The 21813-nt window shown below is 73.0% G+C and carries 23 protein-coding genes; 9 read left to right on the top strand and 14 right to left on the bottom strand.

Translation table 11 applies throughout. From position 1 onward, the window contains the following. Window positions 1–403: 403 nt before the first annotated feature. Window positions 404–1045: a DNA-3-methyladenine glycosylase gene (locus AB0910_RS27065; protein WP_366747271.1), complete on the bottom strand. Its 642-nt coding sequence runs from the start codon at window positions 1043–1045 to the stop codon at window positions 404–406. A gap of 134 nt (window positions 1046–1179) precedes the next feature. On the opposite strand from AB0910_RS27065, the gene AB0910_RS27060 reads away from it, so the two are divergent. The 3 genes from AB0910_RS27060 (at window position 1180) to AB0910_RS27050 (ending at window position 3253) form a co-directional block, all read left to right on the top strand. Beyond that, window positions 1180–1965: a sporulation protein gene (locus AB0910_RS27060; protein ID WP_366747270.1), complete on the top strand. Its 786-nt coding sequence runs from the start codon at window positions 1180–1182 to the stop codon at window positions 1963–1965. A 68-nt stretch (window positions 1966–2033) separates the two neighbouring features. Further along, window positions 2034–2573, top strand: coding sequence for a YbhB/YbcL family Raf kinase inhibitor-like protein (locus tag AB0910_RS27055; RefSeq protein WP_366747264.1), 540 nt, complete (start codon window positions 2034–2036; stop codon window positions 2571–2573). A 155-nt stretch (window positions 2574–2728) separates the two neighbouring features. Further along, window positions 2729–3253: an HNH endonuclease gene (locus tag AB0910_RS27050; RefSeq protein ID WP_366747263.1), complete on the top strand. Its 525-nt coding sequence runs from the start codon at window positions 2729–2731 to the stop codon at window positions 3251–3253. Window positions 3254–3403: 150 nt separating this feature from the next. Here AB0910_RS27050 and AB0910_RS27045 read toward each other — a convergent pair whose 3' ends face one another. The 4 genes from AB0910_RS27045 to AB0910_RS27030 all read right to left on the bottom strand — a co-directional run bounded on the left by AB0910_RS27045 (window position 3404) and on the right by AB0910_RS27030 (window position 6779). After that, on the bottom strand, window positions 3404–4183 hold the full coding sequence (locus tag AB0910_RS27045; RefSeq protein WP_366747262.1) for a sulfite exporter TauE/SafE family protein: 780 nt from the start codon (window positions 4181–4183) through the stop codon (window positions 3404–3406). Between the two features lie 88 nt (window positions 4184–4271). Further along, window positions 4272–5252: an SPFH domain-containing protein gene (locus tag AB0910_RS27040; protein ID WP_366747261.1), complete on the bottom strand. Its 981-nt coding sequence runs from the start codon at window positions 5250–5252 to the stop codon at window positions 4272–4274. Window positions 5253–5446: 194 nt separating this feature from the next. After that, entirely contained in the window at window positions 5447–5875 is a 429-nt protein-coding gene (locus AB0910_RS27035; protein ID WP_366747260.1) for an NfeD family protein, read from the bottom strand. Window positions 5876–5987: 112 nt separating this feature from the next. Then, on the bottom strand, window positions 5988–6779 hold the full coding sequence (locus AB0910_RS27030) for an ABC transporter ATP-binding protein (protein WP_366747259.1): 792 nt from the start codon (window positions 6777–6779) through the stop codon (window positions 5988–5990). 138 nt (window positions 6780–6917) lie between these two features. On the opposite strand from AB0910_RS27030, the gene AB0910_RS27025 reads away from it, so the two are divergent. After that, the gene (locus tag AB0910_RS27025; RefSeq protein ID WP_366747258.1) at window positions 6918–7700 is read left to right on the top strand and encodes a hypothetical protein; all 783 of its coding nucleotides are present in this window, start codon (window positions 6918–6920) and stop codon (window positions 7698–7700) included. Between the two features lie 309 nt (window positions 7701–8009). Here the strand turns inward: AB0910_RS27025 and AB0910_RS27020 are convergent, their stop codons facing one another. Continuing rightward, on the bottom strand, window positions 8010–8651 hold the full coding sequence (locus AB0910_RS27020; protein WP_366747257.1) for a response regulator transcription factor: 642 nt from the start codon (window positions 8649–8651) through the stop codon (window positions 8010–8012). Then, window positions 8644–9810, bottom strand: coding sequence for a GAF domain-containing sensor histidine kinase (locus tag AB0910_RS27015; RefSeq protein ID WP_366747256.1), 1167 nt, complete (start codon window positions 9808–9810; stop codon window positions 8644–8646). Before AB0910_RS27015 ends, AB0910_RS27020 begins: the two co-directional genes overlap by 8 nt. Window positions 9811–10053: 243 nt before the next feature. Here AB0910_RS27015 and AB0910_RS27010 point away from each other — a divergent pair, with 243 nt between their 5' ends. The 3 genes from AB0910_RS27010 (at window position 10054) to AB0910_RS27000 (ending at window position 12914) form a co-directional block, all read left to right on the top strand. Next, on the top strand, window positions 10054–10749 hold the full coding sequence (locus AB0910_RS27010) for an SDR family oxidoreductase (RefSeq protein WP_366747255.1): 696 nt from the start codon (window positions 10054–10056) through the stop codon (window positions 10747–10749). Next, window positions 10746–11828, top strand: a complete 1083-nt coding sequence (locus tag AB0910_RS27005; RefSeq protein WP_366747254.1) for an S-adenosylmethionine:tRNA ribosyltransferase-isomerase — start codon at window positions 10746–10748, stop codon at window positions 11826–11828. The genes AB0910_RS27010 and AB0910_RS27005 overlap by 4 nt, the downstream gene beginning before the upstream one ends. 318 nt (window positions 11829–12146) lie before the next feature. Beyond that, window positions 12147–12914, top strand: coding sequence for a transglycosylase SLT domain-containing protein (locus AB0910_RS27000; protein WP_366747253.1), 768 nt, complete (start codon window positions 12147–12149; stop codon window positions 12912–12914). A gap of 159 nt (window positions 12915–13073) precedes the next feature. On the opposite strand, the gene AB0910_RS26995 is transcribed toward AB0910_RS27000, so the two are convergent. Further along, window positions 13074–15548, bottom strand: coding sequence for an FHA domain-containing protein (locus tag AB0910_RS26995; protein WP_366747252.1), 2475 nt, complete (start codon window positions 15546–15548; stop codon window positions 13074–13076). A gap of 261 nt (window positions 15549–15809) precedes the next feature. On the opposite strand from AB0910_RS26995, the gene serB reads away from it, so the two are divergent. Then, window positions 15810–17063, top strand: a complete 1254-nt coding sequence (gene serB, locus AB0910_RS26990; protein WP_366747251.1) for a phosphoserine phosphatase SerB — start codon at window positions 15810–15812, stop codon at window positions 17061–17063. A gap of 64 nt (window positions 17064–17127) precedes the next feature. On the opposite strand, the gene AB0910_RS26985 is transcribed toward serB, so the two are convergent. The 4 genes from AB0910_RS26985 to AB0910_RS26970 all read right to left on the bottom strand — a co-directional run bounded on the left by AB0910_RS26985 (window position 17128) and on the right by AB0910_RS26970 (window position 19702). Further along, window positions 17128–17646: a histidine phosphatase family protein gene (locus tag AB0910_RS26985; RefSeq protein ID WP_366747250.1), complete on the bottom strand. Its 519-nt coding sequence runs from the start codon at window positions 17644–17646 to the stop codon at window positions 17128–17130. Window positions 17647–17745: 99 nt separating this feature from the next. Further along, a complete protein-coding gene (locus tag AB0910_RS26980; protein WP_366747249.1) occupies window positions 17746–17940 on the bottom strand; it encodes a hypothetical protein in 195 nt (64 codons plus the stop codon). A gap of 183 nt (window positions 17941–18123) precedes the next feature. Next, window positions 18124–18240 carry an SGM_5486 family transporter-associated protein gene (locus tag AB0910_RS26975; RefSeq protein WP_366747248.1) on the bottom strand — a complete coding sequence of 39 codons (117 nt, stop codon included), beginning with the start codon at window positions 18238–18240 and terminating at the stop codon, window positions 18124–18126. A gap of 4 nt (window positions 18241–18244) precedes the next feature. Then, the gene (locus AB0910_RS26970; protein WP_366747247.1) at window positions 18245–19702 is read right to left on the bottom strand and encodes an MFS transporter; all 1458 of its coding nucleotides are present in this window, start codon (window positions 19700–19702) and stop codon (window positions 18245–18247) included. Between the two features lie 81 nt (window positions 19703–19783). Here AB0910_RS26970 and AB0910_RS26965 point away from each other — a divergent pair, with 81 nt between their 5' ends. Beyond that, the gene (locus AB0910_RS26965) at window positions 19784–20464 is read left to right on the top strand and encodes an FCD domain-containing protein (protein WP_366747246.1); all 681 of its coding nucleotides are present in this window, start codon (window positions 19784–19786) and stop codon (window positions 20462–20464) included. On the opposite strand, the gene AB0910_RS26960 is transcribed toward AB0910_RS26965, so the two are convergent. After that, entirely contained in the window at window positions 20433–20882 is a 450-nt protein-coding gene (locus AB0910_RS26960) for a hypothetical protein (protein WP_366747245.1), read from the bottom strand. The two genes, AB0910_RS26965 and AB0910_RS26960, sit on opposite strands and share 32 nt — an antisense overlap. 155 nt (window positions 20883–21037) lie before the next feature. After that, window positions 21038–21811, bottom strand: coding sequence for an enoyl-ACP reductase FabI (gene fabI, locus AB0910_RS26955; protein ID WP_366747244.1), 774 nt, complete (start codon window positions 21809–21811; stop codon window positions 21038–21040). Between the last annotated feature and the right edge of the window lie 2 nt (window positions 21812–21813).

Raw genomic sequence — 21813 nt, 5'->3', positions numbered from 1 at the left:
GCGTTGACTTTTAGCACGCTGTTGAGTTCTCAAGGAACGGACGCTTCCTTCGGACCCCCTCACAGGGCTCCTCCGGGCTTTCCCTTCGGTGTTTCGCGTTTCCGACTCTATCAGACGCTGTTTCCCGTGTTTCCCCGTCTGATTCCCCGCCGGAAGGTGGGGCCCTGCTCCGTCTTTCCGGCCCTTTCGCTCGGCCGTTCCGACGTCCACGACCTTAGCCGATTTCCCCGACCGATTCATAATCGGTGTCATTCGAGCTGATTTTCGGCATGCCGAAAATCAGACCCGTTGAGGGTTCGATCGAAGCTGGTGGATGGCCGCTCCCGGGTCTGCCGATTGGCAGCTGCCCCGTTTCAGCGGCTCGGACTACGTTACGCACCTCGTGTCCCCGGGTCAAGCCGCGTCAAGAGCGCCGCTTGCGGGGCACGTGGGCGCGGTAGGGGCTGACCGTGGGGTCGCCGTCCGTCCAGAACCGCCAGGGCTGGTGGGCCCCGCCGCCGCCCACACCCGTGCGGGGGCCGCTGCGTACCAGGTCGGTGGGGGCAGGGGTGCCGGCGAGCAGCGAGAGGGGGCTCGGCGGGCCCGAGCAGAGGTCCACGCCGTCCAGCGTTCGGTCGATGCCCAGGGCCGTCGCCAGGCGGGCCGGCCCTTTGGCCAGTTCTGTGTCCTTGCGGGCCGGAAGGCGGCGTTTTCGCGCGGTCTCCTCCCCCAGCGTGACCCGGCCGCCGCGCAGCAGGACTCCGCTCGCCTTCCCCTCCGGGCCGCAGACCACGTTCATGCAGTGCCACATGCCGTATGTGAAGTAGACGTACGCGTGTCCTGGCGGGCCGAACATGACGGCGTTGCGCGCGGTGGGCCCGCGGAAGGCGTGCGACCCCGGGTCGTTCTCCCCGTCGTACGCCTCGACCTCGGTGAGGAGGAGTTCCACCGTGCCCTCGGGGGCGCGGGCGACCAGGGTCCTGCCGAGCAGTTCGGGGGCGACCTCCAGGACCGGGCGGTCGAAGAAGGCGCGGGGCAGGGGCGTACGGTCGGGGGTTTCGATCATGACCATGGCGTACGAGCCTACCGGCGTCGCCCGTGCGATCCCGGCTCCCGGTGCCACGGAACCGGGCGGCGGGCCTGCGCGTATGTAGGGGGCGTACGGACCGTACGGTGCAACACGACGCAGAGGGAGTGGAGATGGGCTTCAAGAGGCTGCTCGCCAGCTTGGGTGCGGGCGGGGCTTCGGTGGAGACGGAGCTTTTCGAGGAGAACGTCGTGCCGGGCGGTGTGGTCCAGGGCGAGGTGCGTGTCCAGGGCGGGGCGGTGAGCCAGGAGATCCAGGGGCTGACGGTGGGCCTCCAGGCGCGGGTCGAGGTCGAGGGCCACGATGACCAGGAGTACAAGCAGAACATCGACTTCGCGACGGAGCGCATCGGCGGCGCCTTCGAGGTGCAGCCGGGCGCGGTGCACACGGTGCGGTTCGGCCTGGAGATCCCCTGGGAGACGCCGGTCACCGCGATCGAGGGGCAGGACCTGCGGGGGATGCACCTGGGGGTGACGACGGGGCTGCAGATCGCGCGGGCCGTCGACTCGGGGGACCTCGACCCGGTGAGGGTGCATCCGCTGCCGGCGCAGCAGGCGATCCTCGACGCCTTCATCCATCTGGGGTTCCGCTTCAAGTCGGCGGACATGGAGCGGGGACACGTGCGGGGGACGCGGCAGCGGCTGCCGTTCTACCAGGAGATCGAGTTCCGCTCGCCCGAGCAGTACCGGGGGCTCAACGAGGTGGAGCTGACGTTCGTCGCGGACGACCGGGAGATGGACGTCGTGATGGAGATGGACAAGAAGGGCGGCCTGTTCAGCGAGGGGCGCGACACGTACAGGTCGTTCACGGTGGGGCTCGACGCCTATGCGTCGACGGACTGGCCCGGGTATCTGCACGGCTGGCTCGCCGAGGTCGGCGGGCGCCGCAACTGGTTCTGAGTACGTCGCTAGGCTCGGTCCGTAGAGAGGTACAAGATCGAACCGCGTACGACTCGGAGGTTTTCCGCATGTCCGAAGGACAGCGTGCCCCGCTCCCCCATGACTTCCATCCGCAGGTGCCGTCGTTCAGCGTGGCGAGCGACGAGGTCGCTCCCGGTGCCACGCTGAAGGACGCCCAGGTCTACGCGGCGGGCAACACGTCGCCCTCGCTGCGCTGGGAGGGCTTCCCCACGGAGACCAAGAGCTTTGCCGTGACCTGCTTCGACCCGGACGCGCCGACCGGCAGCGGGTTCTGGCACTGGGTGGTCTTCGACATCCCGGCGTCCGTGACCGAGCTGCCGGTGGGTGCGGGCAGCGGCTCCTTCGAGGGGCTGCCGGCCGGTGCGGTGCAAGCGCGCAACGACTACGGGACGAAGGAGTTCGGCGGCGCAGCGCCGCCGCCCGGTGACCCGGCGCACCGCTACGTGTTCACGGTGTACGCGGTGGACACGGAGAAGCTCGGGCCCGACAGCGACGCCCCTCCGGCGTTCGTCGGATTCAACCTGCGGTTCCACACGCTGGCCCGCGCACAGCTGATCGGCGCGTACGGGGAACCGGCGGGGAGCTGACCGTTTGCCCGTTGTTTGCCCCGCCCTGGTCTATCGGTGATCAGGGCGGGGCATTTTTTTATTGTGTTGTCCACCCCGGCGTGCCCGGCCAGAGTTGATCCGAGCCGGACGGCCCGCCGGAGCAGGCTGGGCCGGCACCACGGGAGGTGGGCGGGATGCGGGACACTCTGGTGCTCAACGCGAGCTTTGAACCCCTGTCGACGGTGACGCTGCACCGCGCCGTCGTCCTGGTGCTCCAGGACAAGGCGGTGGTCGAGCAGGCGCATCCGGGGCTGCGGGTGCGGGCGGCCGCGATGGAGTTGCCGGTGCCGCGGGTGATCAGGCTCTGCCGGTATGTGCGCGTGCCCTTCCGAAGACAGGCACCGTGGTCGCGGCGCGGTGTGCTCGTGCGGGACCAGCACCGGTGCGCCTACTGCGAGCGCAGGGCGACGACGGTCGACCATGTGACGCCGCGGTCGCGCGGGGGTGCGGACAGCTGGCTGAACACGGTCGCTTCGTGTGCCGAGTGCAATCACCGCAAGGCGGACCGTACGCCGGAGCAGGCGGGGATGCCGTTGCTGCGGGCGCCGTTCGTGCCGTCGCCCGCGGACGCGATGCTGCTGTCGCTGCGGTCGGGTGAGCGCTCGGAGCTGCCGGAGTGGCTGGCTGCGGGGATTCCCGCGGGCGTGGGTGCCGCGTGATCCCGGTGCGTGCGGTCCGAGGGTGTGCGGTGCGGGGGTGTGCGGCGGTGTCCTGACCGGTCGTCCGCCGGGTGCGGTGCGGCGGCGGCCGCCTTGTCGTGTGGGGCCCGTTCCGGGGGTGCCGGGGGCGGGCCCCGCGCCGTGCCGGGGTCAGCGCAGGAGGAGTTGGACGATCGCGGCGACACCGACGACGAGGATGACGGCGCGCAGGGCGGGCGGTGGGAGGCGGCGGGCGATCCGCGCGCCGAGGACGCCGCCGGCGGTGGAGCCGAGGGCGATGAGGCCGACGGCCGTCCAGTCGAAGTCCGCTGCGAAGAGGAAGAACAGCGCGGCGACGGAGTTGACGATCGTCGAGAGGACCGTCTTCACGGCGTTGAGCCGCTGCATGGTGTCGTCGAGCAGCATGCCCATGAGGGAGAGGTAGATGATTCCCTGGGCCGCGGTGAAGTAGCCGCCGTAGACGCTGGCGAGGAGGAGCGCGCCGATCAGGACGGGCCCGCCGTCGACCGCGGCCGCGCGGCCGGTGCCGGTGCCGGTGCCGGCCCTGCGGCGCTGGACGAGGGCGGCGATGCGGGGCTGGAGCACGACGAGGACGAGGGCGATGCCGACGAGGACGGGCACGATCGTCTCGAACGCGGTGGACGGCAGGACGAGCAGCAGGATCGCACCGGCGAGTCCGCCGACGAGGGCGGCGGCGCCGAGGCGCAGGACGCGCGGCCGCTGTCCGGTGAGTTCGGCGCGGTAGCCGAGGGCTCCGCTGAGGGTGCCGGGGACGAGGCCGAGGGCGTTGGAGACGGTGGCGGTGACGGGTGGGACGCCGACCGCGAGGAGTACGGGGAAGGTGACCAGGGTGCCCGAGCCGACGACGGTGTTGATGGCGCCGGCCCAGACCCCCGCGAAGAGGACGGCCGCCATGTCCCAGATGCTCATGGTCTCCGTATCGTGCTGCGGCGCCCCGTTGTCCTGGGGCCGCGGTGGGCGGCGGGCGCGGCCCGCCGCCGGTGTGCTGTGCTGCGGGTCAGCCGAGCGACTTGCCGCCCCCGTCGGGCCCCGCGCCCTGGCCGGGCACCTGTCCCACGCCCTGCTGGGCGCCGCCCTTGTCGGCGTTGTTGAAGCCGGGGATGCCGGGGCCCAGGTTGCCGAAGGCGCCGCTGAGGCCCTTGAGGGCGTCGCCGATCTCGCTGGGCACGATCCAGAGCTTGTTGGCGTCGCCCTCGGCAATCTTCGGCAGCATCTGGAGGTACTGGTACGAGAGGAGCTTCTGGTCCGGGTCGCCGGCGTGGATGGACTCGAAGACCGTGCGGATGGCCTGGGCCTCGCCCTCGGCACGCAGGGCCGCGGCGCGCGCCTCGCCCTCCGCGCGGAGGATCGCGGACTGCTTCTCGCCCTCGGCGGTGAGGATCTGCGACTGGCGGATGCCCTCGGCGGTGAGGATCGCGGCGCGCTTGTCGCGGTCGGCGCGCATCTGCTTCTCCATCGAGTCCTGGATGGAGGTGGGCGGTTCGATGGCCTTGAGCTCGACGCGGTTGACGCGGATGCCCCACTTGCCGGTGGCCTCGTCGAGGACGCCGCGCAGGGCCGCGTTGATCTCCTCGCGCGAGGTGAGGGTCCGCTCCAGGTCCATGCCGCCGATGATGTTGCGCAGCGTGGTGACGGTGAGCTGCTCGATCGCCTGGATGTAGCTGGCGACTTCGTAGGTGGCGGCCCGCGCGTCGGTCACCTGGTAGTAGATGACGGTGTCGATGTTGACGACGAGGTTGTCCTGGGTGATGACGGGCTGCGGGGGGAACGGCACGACCTGTTCACGCAGGTCGATGCGGTTGCGGATGGAGTCGATGAACGGGACCACGATGTTCAGGCCCGCGTTGAGGGTGCGGGTGTAGCGGCCGAAGCGCTCCACGATGGCGGCGCTGGCCTGCGGAATGACCTGGATCGTCTTGATCAGGGCGATGAAGACAAGCACCACCAGAATGATCAGGACGATGATGATTGCTGCCATCGTGTTCCCTCAGGCCCTTCGCTGACGATAGTCCGATGATCGAGTTTCCCAGACCGCGGGCCCGCTCGGGGCGGGTTCGCGCAGGTTGGCTGGGGTGGAGTGGGTGGGGCGGGCGTTCTGGGTGGTTCGCCCGGGTCGGGTCGGAGCGGGGCCGGCCGCGGGCGGTGGGGTTCCGCCGGCGGGGCCCGCGCCGCTCAGATGACGACGGCGGTGGCGCCGTCGATGTCCACCACGTCGACCTCCTGCCCCGGTTCGTAGGTCTGGTCCTTGTCGAGGGCGCGCGCCGACCAGGTCTCGCCTGCGAGTTTGATGCGGCCGCCGCGCCTGTCGACCCGTTCGAGCACGACGGCCTGACGGCCCTTCAGGGCGTCGACGCCGGAGCTCAGGCCGGGCCGCTGCCTGCTGTGCCGGGTGGCGATGGGCCGTACGACGGCGATGAGCGCGACCGAGACGACGGCGAAGACGACGACCTGGAGGACGATCCCGCCGCCGAGCGCCGCGGTGACGGCTCCCGCGACGGCGCCCGCCGACAGCATGCCGAATTCGGGCATGGCGGTGACGACCAGCGGAATGCCGAGCCCGACCGCCGCTATCAGCCACCACACCCATGCGTCGATATCCACGGGACCATGGTAGGTCGGCGGTTCACTGTCGGGACAGGGTGAAAGCCAGGTCGGTTGACGGGCGTTGGGGCGGCGGGGCGCCCGGTGGCCTGTACGGGGGCGCGCGGGCCCGTCAGGCGAGGGGCAGGCCCGTCGCCGTCCAGCGCTGGCCGTTGCGCTCGACGACGAGCGGCAGGCCGAAGCAGAGGGAGAGGTTGCGGGAGGTCAGCTCGGTCTCCATGGGCCCTGCGGCGAGGACCTTGCCCTGACGGATCATCAGGACGTGGGTGAAGCCGGGCGGAATCTCCTCGACGTGGTGCGTGACCATGATCATGGAGGGGGCGAGCGGGTCGCGGGCGAGCCTGCCGAGCCTGCGGACGAGGTCTTCGCGGCCGCCGAGGTCGAGTCCCGCGGCGGGCTCGTCGAGGAGGAGGAGCTCGGGGTCGGTCATCATGGCGCGGGCGATGAGGGTGCGCTTGCGCTCGCCCTCGGAGAGCGTGCCGAACCTGCGGTCGAGGAACTCGGTCATGCCGAGCCGGTCGAGGAAGGCGAGCGCGCGCTCCTTGTCGACCTCCTCGTAGTCCTCGTTCCAGGTGGCGGTCATGCCGTACGCGGCGGTCAGGACGGTCTGGAGCACGGTCTGGCGCTTGGGGAGCTTCTCGGCCATGGCGACGCCCGCCATGCCGATGCGGGGCCTGAGCTCGAAGACGTCGACCTTGCCGAGCTTCTCGCCGAGGATGGAGACGGAGCCCGTGGTGGGGAAGAGGTAGCTGGAGGCCACGTTGAGCAGGGTGGTCTTGCCGGCGCCGTTGGGGCCGAGGATGACCCAGCGCTCGCCTTCCTTGATCGACCAGGAGACGTCGTCCACCAGAGCGCGTCCGTCGCGGACAACGGACACGTCCACCAGATCCAGTACATCGCTCATGAGTGCGCTTGTCTCCCCATGCAATCGTCGTGAGCTCCAGGGTGCGCCTGTAGGCGCGGCTCCAGGAGAAAACCTACGCCACCGGGGAGGTGCTCCGGCTGTGAGGGCCGTTACGGCCGGGCGCTTAGGCTGGTGCGCATGCACTCGGAACCACGTTCTGGACGGCTGGCCGCGTGGGGGAACGCCCTGTTGGCCGGATTGGCTTCGCCGGACGACGCGGCGCTCGCCGTGGTCGGCGACGACGCGGTGCACCGGGTGGCGGGGCTGCCCGACGAGCCGGGCCCGGTGGGGCTGACGCTGGCGCTGGGGCGGCTGCGGGGGCTCGGGGTGGCGGGCTACCGGGTGGCGCTGCCGGCGCCGGGCCACCCGCTGGGGCTGAGCGGCCCGCCGGAGTTCAACGCGCGTGCGCTGGAGGCGGAGGAGGCGGTGGTCGCGGTGGGGGCGCCGTGCGGGCTGGTGCCCGAGGTCACGTCGGTGGGCCCGGAGGGCGACGAGCATGTGGAGGTGGTCTGGCACTGCCTGCCGGTGCGGGAGGCGCCCCCGGCGGACGTGCCGTCGCTCGCCGAGGCCGAGCGCGAACTCGCCGAGGCGCTGCGGGATGCGACGGAGGTCCTGTCGCGTCTCGACGTGGCGGCGTCGGGTCCGGTGGCCGAGGCGGCGCTCGACGCCTACCGCTCCCGGGCGTCCCGTGACACGTCGCTGCTGGCGCCCGGCTACCCGGCGCGCGCCGCGCGGGTGCTGGAACTGGCGCGGCGGGTGGCGCTGATGGTGGCGCTCGCGTACGAGACGGGCGACGGCGCCGCGGTGAGCGCTTCGGCGATGGCGGCGCGGGTGTCGGCGCTGCGGCCGGTGGAGCGGGTGGCGCGGCGCGCGCAGGTCGCGTCGTACAACGCGTACGTGGAGGAGCGGGAGCGGCGGTAGCCGCGGGAGTGTCGTCGCGACGGCTCGTGCTGCGGGGGTTGTGTGCTGCGGGGCTGTCCCGCGCCGCGGGCGCCGCGCCGGTGCGTACGCGGGTGCCGTGCCGTGCGTACGGGTGCGGCAGAAGCCCCCAGGCCGGTGGGGCGCTGGAGGGCGGGGGCCGGCGGCCGTCGGGCGGGGAGTGGACTGGCCTCGCCCGAGGCCTGGGTGCGGGCGGCGGGCGCGTGGGCGCCCGTCTCGTTCGCGGACGCGGCGTCGGCGCCCGCGGGGGCGATGCCACCGGCGACCATGGTGGGCGCGGCCGCCCTCCGATCAACGGCTGACGCCGTGGCGGACCGCCCAGAGCGCGGCCTGGGTGCGGTCGGCGAGGTCGAGCTTCATGAGGATGTTGGAGACATGGGTCTTCACGGTCTTCTCCGAGAGCACGAGCGCCCGCGCGATCTCGCGGTTGGAGCGGCCGTCGGCGATCAGCGCGAGCACCTCGCGCTCGCGCTCCGTCAGGGAGGTGCCCCTGCCCTGCCCGGACGCCGGGTCGTCCTGTGCGAGGAGCGCCTGCGCCACCTCGGGCTGGAGCAGCACGTGCCCGGCGTGCACCGAGCGGATCGCGTCGGCGAGCGCCTCGGGGTCGATGTCCTTGTAGACGTAGCCCGAAGCGCCCGCGCGCAGCGCGGGCACGACGGTGCGCTGCTCGGTGAAGCTGGTCACGACGAGCACCTTCGCGGGGTTGTCGAGCTCGCGGAGCTTGCGCAGCGCGTCGATGCCGTCGCTGCCCGGCATCTTGATGTCCATCAGGACCACGTCGGGGCGGAGTTCCTCGGTGCGGGCGACGCCCTCGTCGCCGTCGCCCGCCTCGCCGACGACCGCGATGTCGTCCTGGATCTCCAGGAACGTGCGCAGGCCGCGCCGTACGACCTGGTGGTCGTCGACGAGCAGCACGCGGATCGGGTCAGCCACCGGGCACCTCCATGGTGATCGTGGTGCCCTGGCCGGGCGCCGATGTGACGGTGAGCGTGCCGCCGACGCCGCTCGCGCGGTCGCGCATGGAGACCAGGCCGAGGTGGCGGCCGGCCCGGCGGACGGCGCTCGGCTCGAAGCCCCTGCCGTCGTCCCTGACGTGCAGGACGGCGCCGGCGCCCCGCCGGCCGAGCGCGACGGCGACCCGGGCAGCGCCGGAGTGGCGCAGGGCGTTGTGCAGCGCCTCCTGGGCGACCCGCAGCAGCGCCTCCTCCTGCGCCGCGGGCAGGGCCCTGAGAGAGGAGGCGTCGAGGGTGACCCGGGCGGAGTGCGCCCGGTCGAGGACCCGGATCTGGGTGCGGAGTGTGTTGACGAGGCCGTCCTCGGCGAGGGCGGCGGGCCGCAGCTCGATCACGGCGGCGCCGAGCTCGTCGGCCGCCTCGGCGGCGAGCGCGGCGACCTGCTGGAGCTCGTCCTTGGCGCGCACCGGGTCGCGGTCGACGAGCTTCGCGGCGGCCTGCGCGGTGAGCCGCAGCGAGAACAGTTTCTGGCTGACGGCGTCGTGCAGCTCGTGCGCGAGGCGGGAGCGCTCCTCGGCGATGGTGAGTTCCCGGCTGCGCTCGTACAGGCGCGCGTTGGTCAGGGCGATCGCGGCGTGCTGGGCGAGGATCGAGAGGAGTTCCTCGTCCTCCTCCGTGAAGCCGCAGACCTTGGTCTCCCCGGGGTCCCGGCCGAAGCAGCGCTTGTTGGCGAGGAAGAGGGCGGCGAGGGTCTCGTCGCCGTCCCTGACGGGCAGGCCGAGGAAGTCGGACAGCTCGGGGTGGGTGCGCGGCCAGCCGCCGAAGCGCGGGTCCTCGCGCACGTCGGCGAGGCGCTCCGCCTTCTCGTCGTGGAGCATCGCGGCGAGGATGCCGTGCTGCCTCGGCAGGGGGCCGATGGCACGCCACTGCTCCTCGCTCACCCCGTCCACGACGAACTGGGCGAAGCCCCCGTGGTCGTCGGGGACGCCGAGGGCCGCGTACTCCGCGTCGAGCAGCTCCCTGGCCGAGACGACGATCGTCTGGAGGACGTCCCGTACTTCCAGGTGCCTGCTCATGGCGAGGAGCGCGGTACTCACGGCGGCGAGGCCCGAGCCCGTCGGGCCCGTGCTGGCGGTCATGTGTTCACCGTACCGGCGGACCGCGCGCCGCGTATCGGGCCCGGGACCCGCAGGCGGGGGTCCTGCGGCCTAGGCCGAAATGCCCGCGGGCGCGGGCCCCCGGGGCCGAGGCGGGGGCCGTTCGTCCCTTCTTACCGTGGCGGCGTCGCCCCGGAAGTCCCTGCGGCGGTCCGCGGAGGCGGGCGGCCGCGGGGGCTGCGGGAGCGGGGATTACAAGGACTAAGGGACAGGGAGCTGAAGGAGATGCCGGTAGCAGTGGTCACAGGTGGTTCGAAGGGGCTCGGGCGTGCCCTGGCTGCGGGGCTCGCCGAGCGGGGCTGGGACCTGGTGCTGGGGGCCCGTACGGCCGCCGTGCTCGAGGAGTCGGCAGCGGCGGCGCGCCGGCACGGGACGCGGGTCGCCGCGGTGGCGGGCGATGTGCGGGACGCGGCGCACCGGCGGGAGCTGGTGGCGGCCGCCGGCCGGTTCGGCGGGCTCGACCTGCTGGTCAGCAACGCCAGCGCGCTGGGGGCCGAGCCGCTGGTGCCGCTTGCGCGGCTGCCGCTCGACGGGTTCAGGGCGGCGCTTGAGACCAACGCGGTGGCGGCGCTCGGCCTGGTGCAGGAGGCGCTGCCGCTGCTGCGGGCGAGCGGCAGGGGCGCGGTGGTCGCGGTGAGCTCGGACGCGGCGGCCGAGGCGTACGGGACGTGGGGCGGGTACGGGGCGTCGAAGGCGGCGCTCGACCATGTGGCCGCGGTGCTCGCGGTGGAGGAGCCCGACCTCCGGGTGTGGTCGGTGGATCCGGGCGACATGGCGACGGACCTGTACGCGGCTGCGGTCCCCGACGACCCCGGTCCGCGGCCGGACCCGGGGACGGTGGTGCCGGGGTTCCTCGCCCTGGTGGAGCGGCGGCCTGCGAGCGGCAGGTACGCGGCGCCCGACCTGGTGGCCGGGCGGTGAGCGCGACGGCGCTCGACGCGCTGCGGGTGCCGGACGAGCTGTCGGCGCGGGTGCCGGCCGAGCAGCGGGGGTCGGGCAGGGACGATGTGCGGCTGCTGGTGTCGCGGGGCGCGGACGTGACGCACCGCACCTTCCGCGACCTGCCGTGCCTGCTGCGGGCCGGGGACGTGCTCGTCGTCAACACGTCGGCGACGCTGCCCGCAGCGGTCGCGGGGCGGCTCGGCGACGAGTCGGGCGGCGAGCCGGTGGTGGTGCACTTCTCGACCCGCGGTGACGACGGCCGGTGGGCGGTGGAGCTGCGGGCGCCCGCGGCGGACGGGACGACGGGGCCGCGGCCCGGCGGCCCGGCCGGCGCGGTGGTGCGGCTGCCCGGCGGGGCGCGCGCGGTGTGCGAGGAGCCGCTCGACCCCGCGGGGACGCGGCTGTGGTGGGCGCGGGTGCTCGGCGCCCCCGGCGGCGGGCGGCCGGTGGACGTGCCGGGGCTGCTGCGCGGGTACGGGCGGCCGATCCGGTACGGGTACACGGCACGCGACCAGGCGCTCGGCGCATACCAGACGGTGTTCGCGCTGCCCGAACCCGACGGCTCGGGGTCGGCGGAGATGCCGAGCGCAGGGCGCCCCTTCACGGCGGAGACGGTGGCGGCGCTGGTGCGGCGCGGGGTGCAGTTCGCGCCGCTCACGCTGCACACGGGGGTGGCGTCGGCCGAGGCGCACGAGCCGCCGTACCCGGAGCGGTTCGCGGTGCCGGGGACGACGGCGCGCCTGGTGAACGCGGCCCGTGCGGGCGGCGGCGCGGTGGTGGCCGTGGGCACGACGGCGGTGCGGGCCCTGGAGTCGGCGGCTGACGGGCGCGGTGTGGTGCGGGCGGCGGCCGGGTGGACGGACCTGGTGGTGACGCCGCGGCGCGGGGTGCGGGCGGTGGACGGGCTGCTGACCGGGCTGCACGAGCCCAGGGCATCCCACCTGCTGATGCTGGAGGCGGTCGCGGGCCGGGACGCGCTGGTGCGCGCGTACGGCGAGGCGCTCAACGAGCGGTACCTGTGGCATGAGTTCGGGGATGTGCACCTGCTGCTCAGGTAGCAGAAAACCGCTCACCCTGTGCATTGCATGTGCAACCTCGGGTGAGATCGAGGGGGGTCGCGTGTGAGGCCCGGCATAGGACCCACATCACTTACGAAGGGGATTAGTCGACAAATCTATACCTAATAAGTCGAGGTAAGGCGGGTCAAGGGGGGCGATTCGGGCGCCCCTTTATCCGTCGTTCACGACTATCGGGGGTCGTACGTCACACCTTTGCCTCGGGATTTTGCGGCCGCTAACAATTGCCGACGTCGCCGCCGAGCAGGCAGCTGGCCGCCCGGCCTTCGCGACTCCCCGATCCCGAAGAGGTACGTCTCTATGTCCGCGTCACGCACCCCTGCCTTCCGTCTCAACCTGTCCCGCAAGGTCACCATCGCCGCCACCATGGGCGCGATCGGTGCCGGGTCCCTGGCCTTCGCCGTGGCCCCGGGACACGACTCGGCAGCTGCTGCGTCTCCGGCCCGCACCGTGGCTGCCGCCCCGGTCGCCTGGTCCGGGAGCGAGCAGGCAACGGCCCTGCACGCGAGCATCGCCAAGCAGCAGATAACCGCCGAGAGCGCCGCCAAGGCGCAGGCCGCCGCGTTCACCAAGGCCGCCAACAAGGCCAAGGACGACGAGGCCGCGAAGGCCAAGGCCGCCAAGGCGCACGCCGCGGCCGAGGCCAAGGCGAAGGCCGCCAAGGCCAAGGCGGCCAAGGCCGCGAAGGCCCAGGCCGCAGCGAAGAAGGCCGCGGCCGCCAAGGGCAGGGCCGCGAAGCCGGCCTACGCCAACAACCTGAACGGCTGGATCCGCGAGTCCCTGTCCATCATGAAGAAGCACCACATCCCGGGCTCGTACAGCGGCATCTACCGCAACGTGATCCGCGAGTCCTCGGGCAACCCGAAGGCGATCAACCTCTGGGACATCAACGCCCAGAAGGGGATCCCGTCGAAGGGCCTGCTCCAGGTCATCCCGCCGACGTTCGCGAGCTACCACGTCTCCGGCACCCCGGACAACATCTACGACCCGGTGGCCAACATCGTGGCCGCGTGCAACTACGCCGCGGACAAGTACGGCTCCATGGACAACGTCGACAGCGCCTACTGATCCCGGCCCACCAGGTCCGGCGGCGCGGCCGCACGACCGGTGCGCGGACAGGCCGGAGGGCGGCACCCCGTACGCGCGGGTGCCGCCCTCGGGCCGTCGCCCCTACGGGTCCCGTAGCCCGGGACCAGGGTCCCTGGGCTCCGGGACCCTGGTCCCGGGCTACTTGCGCATGACCTCGGGCTCGTGCCGGCGCAGCAGCCTGGCCACCGCGAACACGCAGACCGCGGCGAGCAGCAGCTGCACACCGACGTCGGTCGCCCACTGGGACGCCTCGTGCGCCCACAGGCCGTCGAGGTGCGTGGGGTCGTCCTTGTCGAAGGGCGGCATCAGGTGCGAGAGGTCGAGCGTGGTGCCCGCGGCGGCGACGCCCCAGCGGGCGGGCATCAGCCAGGCGAACTGCTCGAGGCCCGGGGTTCCGAAGACCTGGAACAGGATGCCGGTGAAGACCACCTGCACGATGGCGAACATCACCAGCAGCGGCATGGTCTTCTCCGCCGTCTTCACCAGTGAGGAGATGACCAGGCCCACCATCATCGAGGTCAGGCCGAGCGCGATCACCGCGAGGCAGATCTCGACGGCCGGCGGCATGAACAGGCCCTCTTCCGGCATGGGCCGGGTGGAGAAGCCGATGCCGCAGATGATGACGCCCTGGAGCGCGGTGATCAGCCCCAGCACGATCACCTTGGACATCAGATAGGCGGAGCGCGACAGGCCGGTCGCCCGTTCGCGCTCGTAGATCACCCGCTCCTTGATCAGTTCACGCACGGAGTTGGCCGCGCCGGAGAAGCACATGCCGACCGCGAGGATCAGGGTGATCGTGCCGGCCGCGCTGTTGAACGCGTGGTGGGCGTCCGGCCGCCCGAGCCCGAACTCCGCCGGGATGACCAGGCTGACCACGCCGAGCACCGCGGGCAGCGCCACCATGAGGATCATGAAGCCGCGGTCGGACGCGATCACCGACACGTAGCGGCGCATCAGCGTCATCAGCTGGGCGCCCCAGCTCTGCGGCTTCGGCGGCCGCACCTGCTGGACCGACGGCATGTCCACGGCCTGCGGGGCGACCGAGTCGAGATCGGCCGCGTACAGCTCGTAGTGCTGGGAGCCGCGCCACCGGCCCGCCCAGTCGTACTCCCGGTAGTTCTCGAACGCGGAGAACACATCGGCCCAGGTGGAGTAGCCGAAGAAGTTGAGCGCCTCCTCCGGAGGGCCGAAGTAGGCGACGGAGCCGCCGGGCGCCATCACCAGCAGCTTGTCGCACAGGGCGAGTTCGGCCACCGAGTGGGTGACGACCAGGACCGTGCGGCCGTCGTCGGCGAGGCCGCGCAGCAGTTGCATCACATCGCGGTCCATGCCCGGGTCGAGGCCGGACGTGGGCTCGTCGAGGAAGATGAGCGACGGCTTGGTCAGCAGTTCGAGGGCGACGGAGACGCGCTTGCGCTGGCCGCCCGAGAGGGAGCTGACCTTCTTCTCCTTGTGCGCGTCGAGCTTCAGCTCGCGCAGCACCTCGCCGATGCGCGCCGCGCGCTCGGCCTCCGCGGTGTCGCCGGGGAAGCGGAGCTTGGCCGCGTACTTCAGCGCCTTCTTGACGGTGAGTTCCTTGTGCAGGATGTCGTCCTGCGGGACCAGGCCGATGCGCTGGCGCAGCTCGGCGAACTGCTTGTAGAGGTTCCTGTTGTCGTAGAGGACGTCGCCCTCGTCGGCCGGGCGGTAGCCGGTGAGCGCCTTCAGCAGCGTCGACTTGCCGGATCCCGAGGGGCCGATGACGCCGACGAGCGACTTCTCGGGGACCCCGAAGGACACGTCCTTGAGGATCTGCTTGCCGCCGTCCACGGTGACCGTCAGGTGGCGTGCCGAGAACGACACCTCGCCGGTGTCGACGAACTCCTCCAGGCGGTCGCCGACCAGGCGGAACGCCGAGTGGCCCACACCGACGACGTCGCCCTGGCCGATCGGGACCGTGCCGGACTTCGCGATGCGCTCGCCGTTGACGTACGTGCCGTTGTGCGAACCGAGGTCGTGGATCTCGAAGCGGCCGTCCGGCGTGGCGGTGAACTCGGCGTGCAGCCGGGAGACCTGGAGGTCGGAGACGACCAGCTCGTTCTCCAGCGCGCGGCCGATGCGCATCACGCGGCCCAGCGACACCTGGTGGAACGTCGTCGGGCTGCGGTCGGCGCGCGCGGGCGCCGCCGCGCCCTGCGGGGCCTCCCGCTGGTGCGGCGGCTGCGCCGCCTGGTGCCGCGGGGGCCGCTGCTGGGTGGCCGGGGCCGCGGCGACCGGCGCGGCAGCGGTCTGCGCGCCCGCGCCCGCGCCCGCGGCGGCGACGGGCTGCGCGGCCGCGCTCAGGCTCAGCAGCGGGCCGTCGGTGGGGTTCCCGAGGTGCAGGGCGCTGCCGGGGCCGAGCTCCAGGCTCTGCACGCGCTGCCCCCGCGCATAGGTGCCGTTGGTGCTGCCGTGGTCCTCCACGGCCCAACTCCGGCCGTTCCAGCTGAGGGTGGCGTGCCGCCACGAGACCCGGGCGTCGTCGAGGACGAGGTCGCCCTGCGGATCCCTGCCCAGGGTGTAGGACCTGGACGGATCGAGGTGCCAGGTCCTTCCGTTCAGTTCCAGTACGAGTTCAGGCACTCCATGCCCCATGTGGTTTCCCCCGAGGTACCCCGGGTCCGAGAATCCCGGGGACGGCGAACATCGTGGGGAACTATTTCAGGCCGGGAGCCGTCGCGGAAAGCCGGGTACCGGCAATACCCGCGATGCGGACGCAACCGGCACAGACCGGCGACCGCCCGTGGACATCACGCCGCCCGCACTCCCCCGGCACCGTGCGTCGCCTTCCGGCCGCGTCCGGTGGGCGGGACGGCGGTCCCGGGGCGGGCACGTGCCCGATACGGTGGAGGCACCATGAGCGCTTTGGAGCCCCCGCAGCCCCCGGCGACCCGCGAGTCGTCCGGCGGCCTCCGCACACTTCTCGTCAAGATCTTCGGGAAGGACCGTCCCGGCATCACGGCGGGACTCTTCGACACACTCGCCGCGTACGCCGTGGACGTGATCGACATCGAGCAGGTCGTCACCCGCGGCCGCATCGTGCTGTGCGCCCTGATCACCGCGCCCGCGTACGCGGGCGCCACCGACGGCGAGCTGCGCGCGACGGTGCACAGCTGGGCGGAGTCGCTGGACCTCGCTGCCGAGATCATCTCCGGTACGGGCGACAACAAGCCCCGCGGCAGCGGCCGTTCCCATGTCACGGTCCTCGGCAACCCGCTGACCGCCGAGTCCACGGCGGCCATAGCGGCCAGCATCACCGGGACGGGCGGCAACATCGACCGGATCTTCCGGCTGGCGAAGTACCCGGTGACCGCCGTCGAGTTCGCCGTGTCCGGCGTGGCGACCGAGCCGCTGCGCACCGTGCTCGCCACGGCGGCCGCCGACATCGGGGTGGACGTGGCGGTGGTGTCCGCGGGGCTCCAGCGCAGGGCGCGGCGGCTCGTGGTGATGGACGTCGACTCCACGCTCATCCAGGACGAGGTGATCGAGCTGTTCGCCGCGCACGCCGGCTGCGAGGCCGAGGTCGCCGCGGTCACGGCCAGGGCGATGCGGGGCGAGCTGGACTTCGAGCAGTCGCTGCACGAGCGGGTGGCGCTGCTCGCCGGGCTCGACGCGTCGGTGGTGGAGAAGGTGCGCGCCGACGTCCGGCTGACGCCGGGCGCCCGCACACTGATCCGCACGCTGAAGCGGCTCGGCTACCAGGTCGGTGTGGTCTCCGGCGGCTTCACGCAGGTCACCGACGCGCTGCGGGAGCGGCTCGGCCTGGACTTCGCCGCGGCGAACACACTGGAGATCGTGGACGGTGTGCTCACCGGCCGGGTGGTGGGCGAGGTGGTGGACCGCGCGGGCAAGGCGCGGCTGCTGCGGTCGTTCGCCGAGCAGGCGGGGGTGCCGCTGGCGCAGACGGTCGCGATCGGCGACGGCGCCAACGACCTGGACATGCTCAACACGGCGGGCCTCGGCGTCGCCTTCAATGCGAAGCCGCTGGTCAGGGCGGCGGCGCACACGGCAGTCAATGTGCCGTTCCTCGACACCGTGCTGTATCTGCTGGGCATCACCCGCGACGAGGTCGACGAGGTGGAGGACGCCGAGACGGCGGAGCTGGTCTGAACGGTGCCCCGCGCGGGGCGGTGCGGGGCCCGGGGCCGCCGCGGCGGCCCCGGGCGCTTGCGGGTCACTTGTGCGGGGCCCAGTACTCCAGCAGGCGGCCGACGCCGTGCTCGACGCTTTTCCAGCTGCCTTCGAAGCCCACGACGGCGAAGGCCGCCGTGGGGAAGGCGCCCTGCGTCATCCGGGCGAGCGAGTCGCCGTCGGCCCCGGCGGAGAGGGCGTCCGCGAGGGCGTGCATGCCGGGGTTGTGCCCGATCAGCAGGAGGTCGGCGACATCGTCCGGTGTCTCGTTCACCAGGGCGATGAGGTCGCCGAGGGACGCCTCGTACAGCCGCTCCTCGTAGACCGTCCTGGGGCGGTGCGGCAGCTCGTGCACCGCGATCTTCCAGGTCTCCCGGGTGCGCACGGCGGTGGAGCAGAGCGCGAGGTCGAATCCGATGCCGGTGTCGGCCAGTCTGCGGCCGCTCGTGGCGGCCTCCGTGCGGCCGCGCTCGGCCAGCGGCCGCTCGTGGTCGGACACCTGCGGCCAGTCGGCCTTCGCATGCCTGAGGAGGACGATCCTGCGGGGTGTGTCGACGCTCATGCCACCCAGCTTCGCACGAAATGCGCCCTCGGGCGCAGGGTGTTGGTGTCTCCGCCGCCTCCCGGCTCCGGGCGGGCGGCACTGCCGCGCGGACGCTCCCTAGCCGAGGAGCGCGAGCTGCATTCCGCGCACGACGTGGGCGAGGGCGTCACCGCCGGCGGCGTGGGCCCCTGAGGGGCCTGCCGCCATCAGCAGGGCGACGAAGGCGAGGGCCGGGAGGACCAGCGCCCACCAGGGCAGCCGGGGCCCGGAAGCGGCTGCGCCGCGGGAGTGTGACGGGCTCGGCACCGACATGACCGCCTCCAGAGGTCTCGCTGCTCAGCACGTGCTGTCACAGAAGAACCTACGGAGCGCGGGGCGGCTTTCCCATCCGGTGGTCCACCCATCTGACCCTGACCCCTGCCCCCTAGGGGTCAGGGGGGCCGGCCCCACCCCGGACGGGTCGGTGACGCCGGCCGGGCGCGGCGGGTCAGCGGGTCACGGCGAGGCGATCGACGCGATGACGCCGATGACCACGAGGATGCCGATGATCGCGCCGAAGACGTAGAGCAGCTTGCGCTGCCCGTTCTGGGGTGAGGGTTCCAGGACTGGCATGGGCTCAGTGTCCCACCCGGGCCTCCCGCTCGATCGTCCGGTCCCGGCCGGCCAGCCAGCCCACCGCCATCTGCGGCAGCAGCAGGCCGGCCATCAGTGCGAGCGGCCAGGTCCAGCCGCCGGTGTGCTGGTAGAGCACGCCCACGAGCAGCGGGCCGGGGATCGACAGCAGGTACCCGGTGCTCTGGCTGAACGCCGACAGCCTGACGACGCCCGCACCCGTGCTGGAACGCATGCCGATCATGGTCAGGGCCAGCGGGAACGAGCAGTTGGACATCCCGAGCAGCACGGCCCACACCCAGGCGCCGCCCACGGGCGCCGCGTAGAGGCCGCCGATGGCGACGAGGCCGCACACGCCGAGGCCGACGACGATCGGGCCCTGGTGGCTGACGCGCGCCGCCAGGCCCGGTATCGCGAAGGCCAGCGGGACGCCCATCACCATGATCACCGCGAGGAGCACCCCCGCGGTGTCGGCCGGGATGCCCGCGTCCCTGAAGCGCTGGGACATCCACCCCATGGTGATGTACGCGCCGGTGGCCTGGAGGCCGAAGAAGACGGCGAGCGACCACGCGGTACGGCTGCGCAGCAGGCTCGGCACGCCGTCGGCGGCCGCTCCCCCCGCGCCCCTGCGCGCGGGCGCCCCCGCGCCCTCGGCCGCTCCCGCGCCTCCGGAAGCGCCCTCGGGCGCCTTCGCGCGGGCCGCGCGCGCTGCCGCGTCGCCCGTGCGCTCGTCGAAGCCGCTGCGGTCCCGCACCAGGGCGAGCCACGGCAGCAGCGCGAGCACGCCGAGCGCCGCCCAGGCGGCGAGGCCGGTGCGCCAGCTGCCGCCCAGCGCGTCCGTGAGCGGGACGGCGGCCGCGGCGGCCGCGGCCGTGCCGAGCGAGACCGCCATCGAGTAGAGGCCGGTCATGGTGCCGACACGGTCGGGGAAGTACCGCTTGACGATCACCGGCATCAGGACGTTGCAGACGGCGATCCCGGCCAGCGCGAGCGCGCTCGCCAGCAGGAACGGCGCGGTGCTCGCGACGTACGGCCGGATCAGCAGGCCCGCGGTGACGGCGGCGAGGCCGGCGCAGACGACCGCGCCGGGCCCGAAGCGGCGCGCCAGGCGGGGCGCGGCGAAGCCGAAGGCCGCGAAGCAGAGCGGGGGCACCGAGGTCAGCACCCCGGCGACGCTGCCGCTCATGTGGAGTCCGTCGCGCACCTCTTCCAGGAGGGCGCCGAGGCTGCCGATCGCCGGGCGGAGGTTGAGCGCGGCGAGGAACATGCTGACCGCGACGAACGGCGACACCCACCGGGCACGGCCCGCGGCGGGGCGGGCGCCGGGCGCCGCGGGGTCCACGGCGAGTGAGCCTGCGGCCTCCGCGCTCTCCCCTGCCGCGATGTCGGCGGCCAGGCGGGTCTCGACGGCGCGTGCGGCCGCCCGGGTGGTCCGTGGGGGCGGGTTCCGATCGTCCTTCATGGAACTATCATAGAATCATGGGATGATTGCTGGCCGGTTGCGTCGTCGTCCACAGAGTCGGCCGGCGGAAACGAGGAGCCCATGCCGCTGTCGACCCCCCGGCGGTCCGCCCTGTCCGACCAGGTCATCGCCCAGCTGCGGAACCAGATCACCTCGGGCGAGTGGCCGGTCGGCACGCGCGTGCCGACGGAGCCCGAGCTGGCCGAGCAGCTCGGCGTGGCCCGCAACACCGTCCGCGAGGCCGTCCGCGCGCTCGCCCACAACGGGCTGCTCGACATCCGGCAGGGCTCCGGCACGTACGTCGTCGCGACCAGCGAGCTCGCCGGGGTGATGCACCGCAGGTTCGCCGGGGCCGACGCGCGCAGCGTGGCCGAGGTCCGCGCCACGCTGGAGTCGTCGGCCGCCCGCCTCGCGGCGGCCCGGCGCACGGACCGCGACCTGCGCCAGCTCGACGCGCTGCTGGAGCGGCGGGCCGACGCCTGGCACACGGCGGACACGGAGGCGTTCGTCGCCGCCGACAGCGCCCTGCACCTGGCGGTGGTGTCCGCGGCGCACAACGAGGTGCTGACGGCGCTCTACGCGGACCTCGGCGACGTGGTGCGCGAGGCGCTGCGCGACCAGGTCAGCGGCGCGCCCGCCACGGAGGGCCTGATGGACCACCGCAGGCTGGTGGAGGCGGTGCGCGCGGGAGACGGGGAGCTGGCGGCCGCCGAGGCGGCGGGGCACGCGCTCAGCTGCCCGCCGGCGGCCGCGCGGGCGTGAGCGGACCGCGTGCGGTGCCCGGGTGCCGCGCCGGCACGGGTTCGTGGGTGATCCACACCGCCGCGATCCGCTGCCAGCACCGCTCGGTGAGCCTGGCGTAGCCCGCCGGGGGGATGTCGGCGGGCGCGCTGTCCGCGTCGATGTCCCACCACTGCCTGCACTCGACGTGCAGCCGCACCCGGTCGGCCGCGGGGTCGGGGTTGTGGCAGTCGGCGACGGCGTGCGAGCCGCTGATCCGCGTCCTGCACGTGGCGCGCCCTGCCCCGTGCGCCGCGGCCGGGGCGGGGGCGGGCGTGGCGGCCCCCGCCCCCGGCGTCCTCGCGGGGCCCTGCGGCTGGGACCACTGGGCGGCCGTGAGGCCCGCGGCGAGGAGTACGGCCGTGGTGAGCGCTGCTGTCCCGCGGTGGCGAACACGCATGAAGCCCGGCACCTCCTGCCCGCCCCCGAGCGGAAGGACCAACCCGTCGGGTCAAGTGTGCGGGCAGGTGCCGGGCTTTTCGACTCGGACGGTCACGGCCCGTGAGCGGACTCGTGACCGTCCGTGCGCGAGGCGTCGTACGAGGGGTGCCGGTGTCAGGCACCCATCATGTGCACGCCGCCGTCGACGTGGACGATCTCGCCGGTCGTGCGCGGGAAGAAGTCCGAGAGGAGCGCGACGACGCCGCGGCCCGCGGGCTCCGGGTCGGAGAGCTCCCAGCCAATGGGGGCGCGGTGGTTCCAGACGTCGGCGAGCTCGCTGAAACCGGGGATGGACTTGGCGGCCATCGAGCCCAGGGGCCCCGCGGAGATCAGGTTGCAGCGGATGTTCTTCTGGCCGAGGTCGCGGGCCAGGTAGCGGCTCGTGGACTCCAGGGCGGCCTTGGCGACGCCCATCCAGTCGTACTTGGGCCAGGCGGTCTGCGCGTCGAAGGTGAGCCCCACGACCGAGCCGCCGCGCGGCTCCATGAGCGGCAGGCAGGCCATGGTGAGGGACTTCAGCGAGTACGCGGAGACGTGCACGGCCGTGGCGACGTCGTCCCAGCCCGCCTCGAGGAAGTTGAAGACGCCCTGCGGGCCGAACGCGATGGAGTGCACGACGCCGTCGAGGCTCGCGTCCGCGCCGAGGTGCTCGCGCACCCGGCCCTCGAGCCCGTCCAGGTGCTCCTGGTTGGTGACGTCGAGCTCGATGACGGGGGCGGGCTTGGGCAGCCGCTTGGCGATGCGCTCGACGAGGGAGAGCCGGCCGAAGCCGGTGAGGACGACCTCGGCGCCCTCCTCCTGCGCCACCTTGGCGGCGTGGAAGGCGATCGACGAGTCGGTGAGCACCCCGGTCACGAGGATGCGCTTGCCGGCGAGGATTCCGCTCATGT

The organism is Streptomyces sp. NPDC047002 (assembly GCF_040704505.1).
GTDB lineage: Bacteria > Actinomycetota > Actinomycetes > Streptomycetales > Streptomycetaceae > Streptomyces.
The sequence above is the reverse complement of the archived record's forward strand: the minus strand, read 5'-3'. Positions and strand labels throughout refer to the sequence as shown.

What these genes read in the sequence shown, in the direction of transcription:
- fabI (WP_366747244.1), bottom strand. Translation starts at nt 21,811, where the DNA reads ATGAGCGGAATCCTCGCCGGCAAGCGCATCCTCGTGACCGGGGTGCTC.
- serB (WP_366747251.1), top strand. Translation starts at nt 15,810, where the DNA reads ATGAGCGCTTTGGAGCCCCCGCAGCCCCCGGCGACCCGCGAGTCGTCC.
- AB0910_RS27040 (WP_366747261.1), bottom strand. Translation starts at nt 5,252, where the DNA reads ATGGCAGCAATCATCATCGTCCTGATCATTCTGGTGGTGCTTGTCTTC.
- AB0910_RS27010 (WP_366747255.1), top strand. Translation starts at nt 10,054, where the DNA reads ATGCCGGTAGCAGTGGTCACAGGTGGTTCGAAGGGGCTCGGGCGTGCC.
- AB0910_RS27055 (WP_366747264.1), top strand. Translation starts at nt 2,034, where the DNA reads ATGTCCGAAGGACAGCGTGCCCCGCTCCCCCATGACTTCCATCCGCAG.
- AB0910_RS26985 (WP_366747250.1), bottom strand. Translation starts at nt 17,646, where the DNA reads ATGAGCGTCGACACACCCCGCAGGATCGTCCTCCTCAGGCATGCGAAG.
- AB0910_RS27025 (WP_366747258.1), top strand. Translation starts at nt 6,918, where the DNA reads ATGCACTCGGAACCACGTTCTGGACGGCTGGCCGCGTGGGGGAACGCC.
- AB0910_RS27050 (WP_366747263.1), top strand. Translation starts at nt 2,729, where the DNA reads ATGCGGGACACTCTGGTGCTCAACGCGAGCTTTGAACCCCTGTCGACG.
- AB0910_RS26960 (WP_366747245.1), bottom strand. Translation starts at nt 20,882, where the DNA reads ATGCGTGTTCGCCACCGCGGGACAGCAGCGCTCACCACGGCCGTACTC.
- AB0910_RS26965 (WP_366747246.1), top strand. Translation starts at nt 19,784, where the DNA reads ATGCCGCTGTCGACCCCCCGGCGGTCCGCCCTGTCCGACCAGGTCATC.
- AB0910_RS26980 (WP_366747249.1), bottom strand. Translation starts at nt 17,940, where the DNA reads ATGTCGGTGCCGAGCCCGTCACACTCCCGCGGCGCAGCCGCTTCCGGG.
- AB0910_RS27030 (WP_366747259.1), bottom strand. Translation starts at nt 6,779, where the DNA reads ATGAGCGATGTACTGGATCTGGTGGACGTGTCCGTTGTCCGCGACGGA.
- AB0910_RS26970 (WP_366747247.1), bottom strand. Translation starts at nt 19,702, where the DNA reads ATGAAGGACGATCGGAACCCGCCCCCACGGACCACCCGGGCGGCCGCA.
- AB0910_RS26995 (WP_366747252.1), bottom strand. Translation starts at nt 15,548, where the DNA reads ATGGGGCATGGAGTGCCTGAACTCGTACTGGAACTGAACGGAAGGACC.
- AB0910_RS27045 (WP_366747262.1), bottom strand. Translation starts at nt 4,183, where the DNA reads ATGAGCATCTGGGACATGGCGGCCGTCCTCTTCGCGGGGGTCTGGGCC.
- AB0910_RS27065 (WP_366747271.1), bottom strand. Translation starts at nt 1,045, where the DNA reads ATGATCGAAACCCCCGACCGTACGCCCCTGCCCCGCGCCTTCTTCGAC.
- AB0910_RS27000 (WP_366747253.1), top strand. Translation starts at nt 12,147, where the DNA reads ATGTCCGCGTCACGCACCCCTGCCTTCCGTCTCAACCTGTCCCGCAAG.
- AB0910_RS26975 (WP_366747248.1), bottom strand. Translation starts at nt 18,240, where the DNA reads ATGCCAGTCCTGGAACCCTCACCCCAGAACGGGCAGCGCAAGCTGCTC.
- AB0910_RS27060 (WP_366747270.1), top strand. Translation starts at nt 1,180, where the DNA reads ATGGGCTTCAAGAGGCTGCTCGCCAGCTTGGGTGCGGGCGGGGCTTCG.
- AB0910_RS27015 (WP_366747256.1), bottom strand. Translation starts at nt 9,810, where the DNA reads ATGACCGCCAGCACGGGCCCGACGGGCTCGGGCCTCGCCGCCGTGAGT.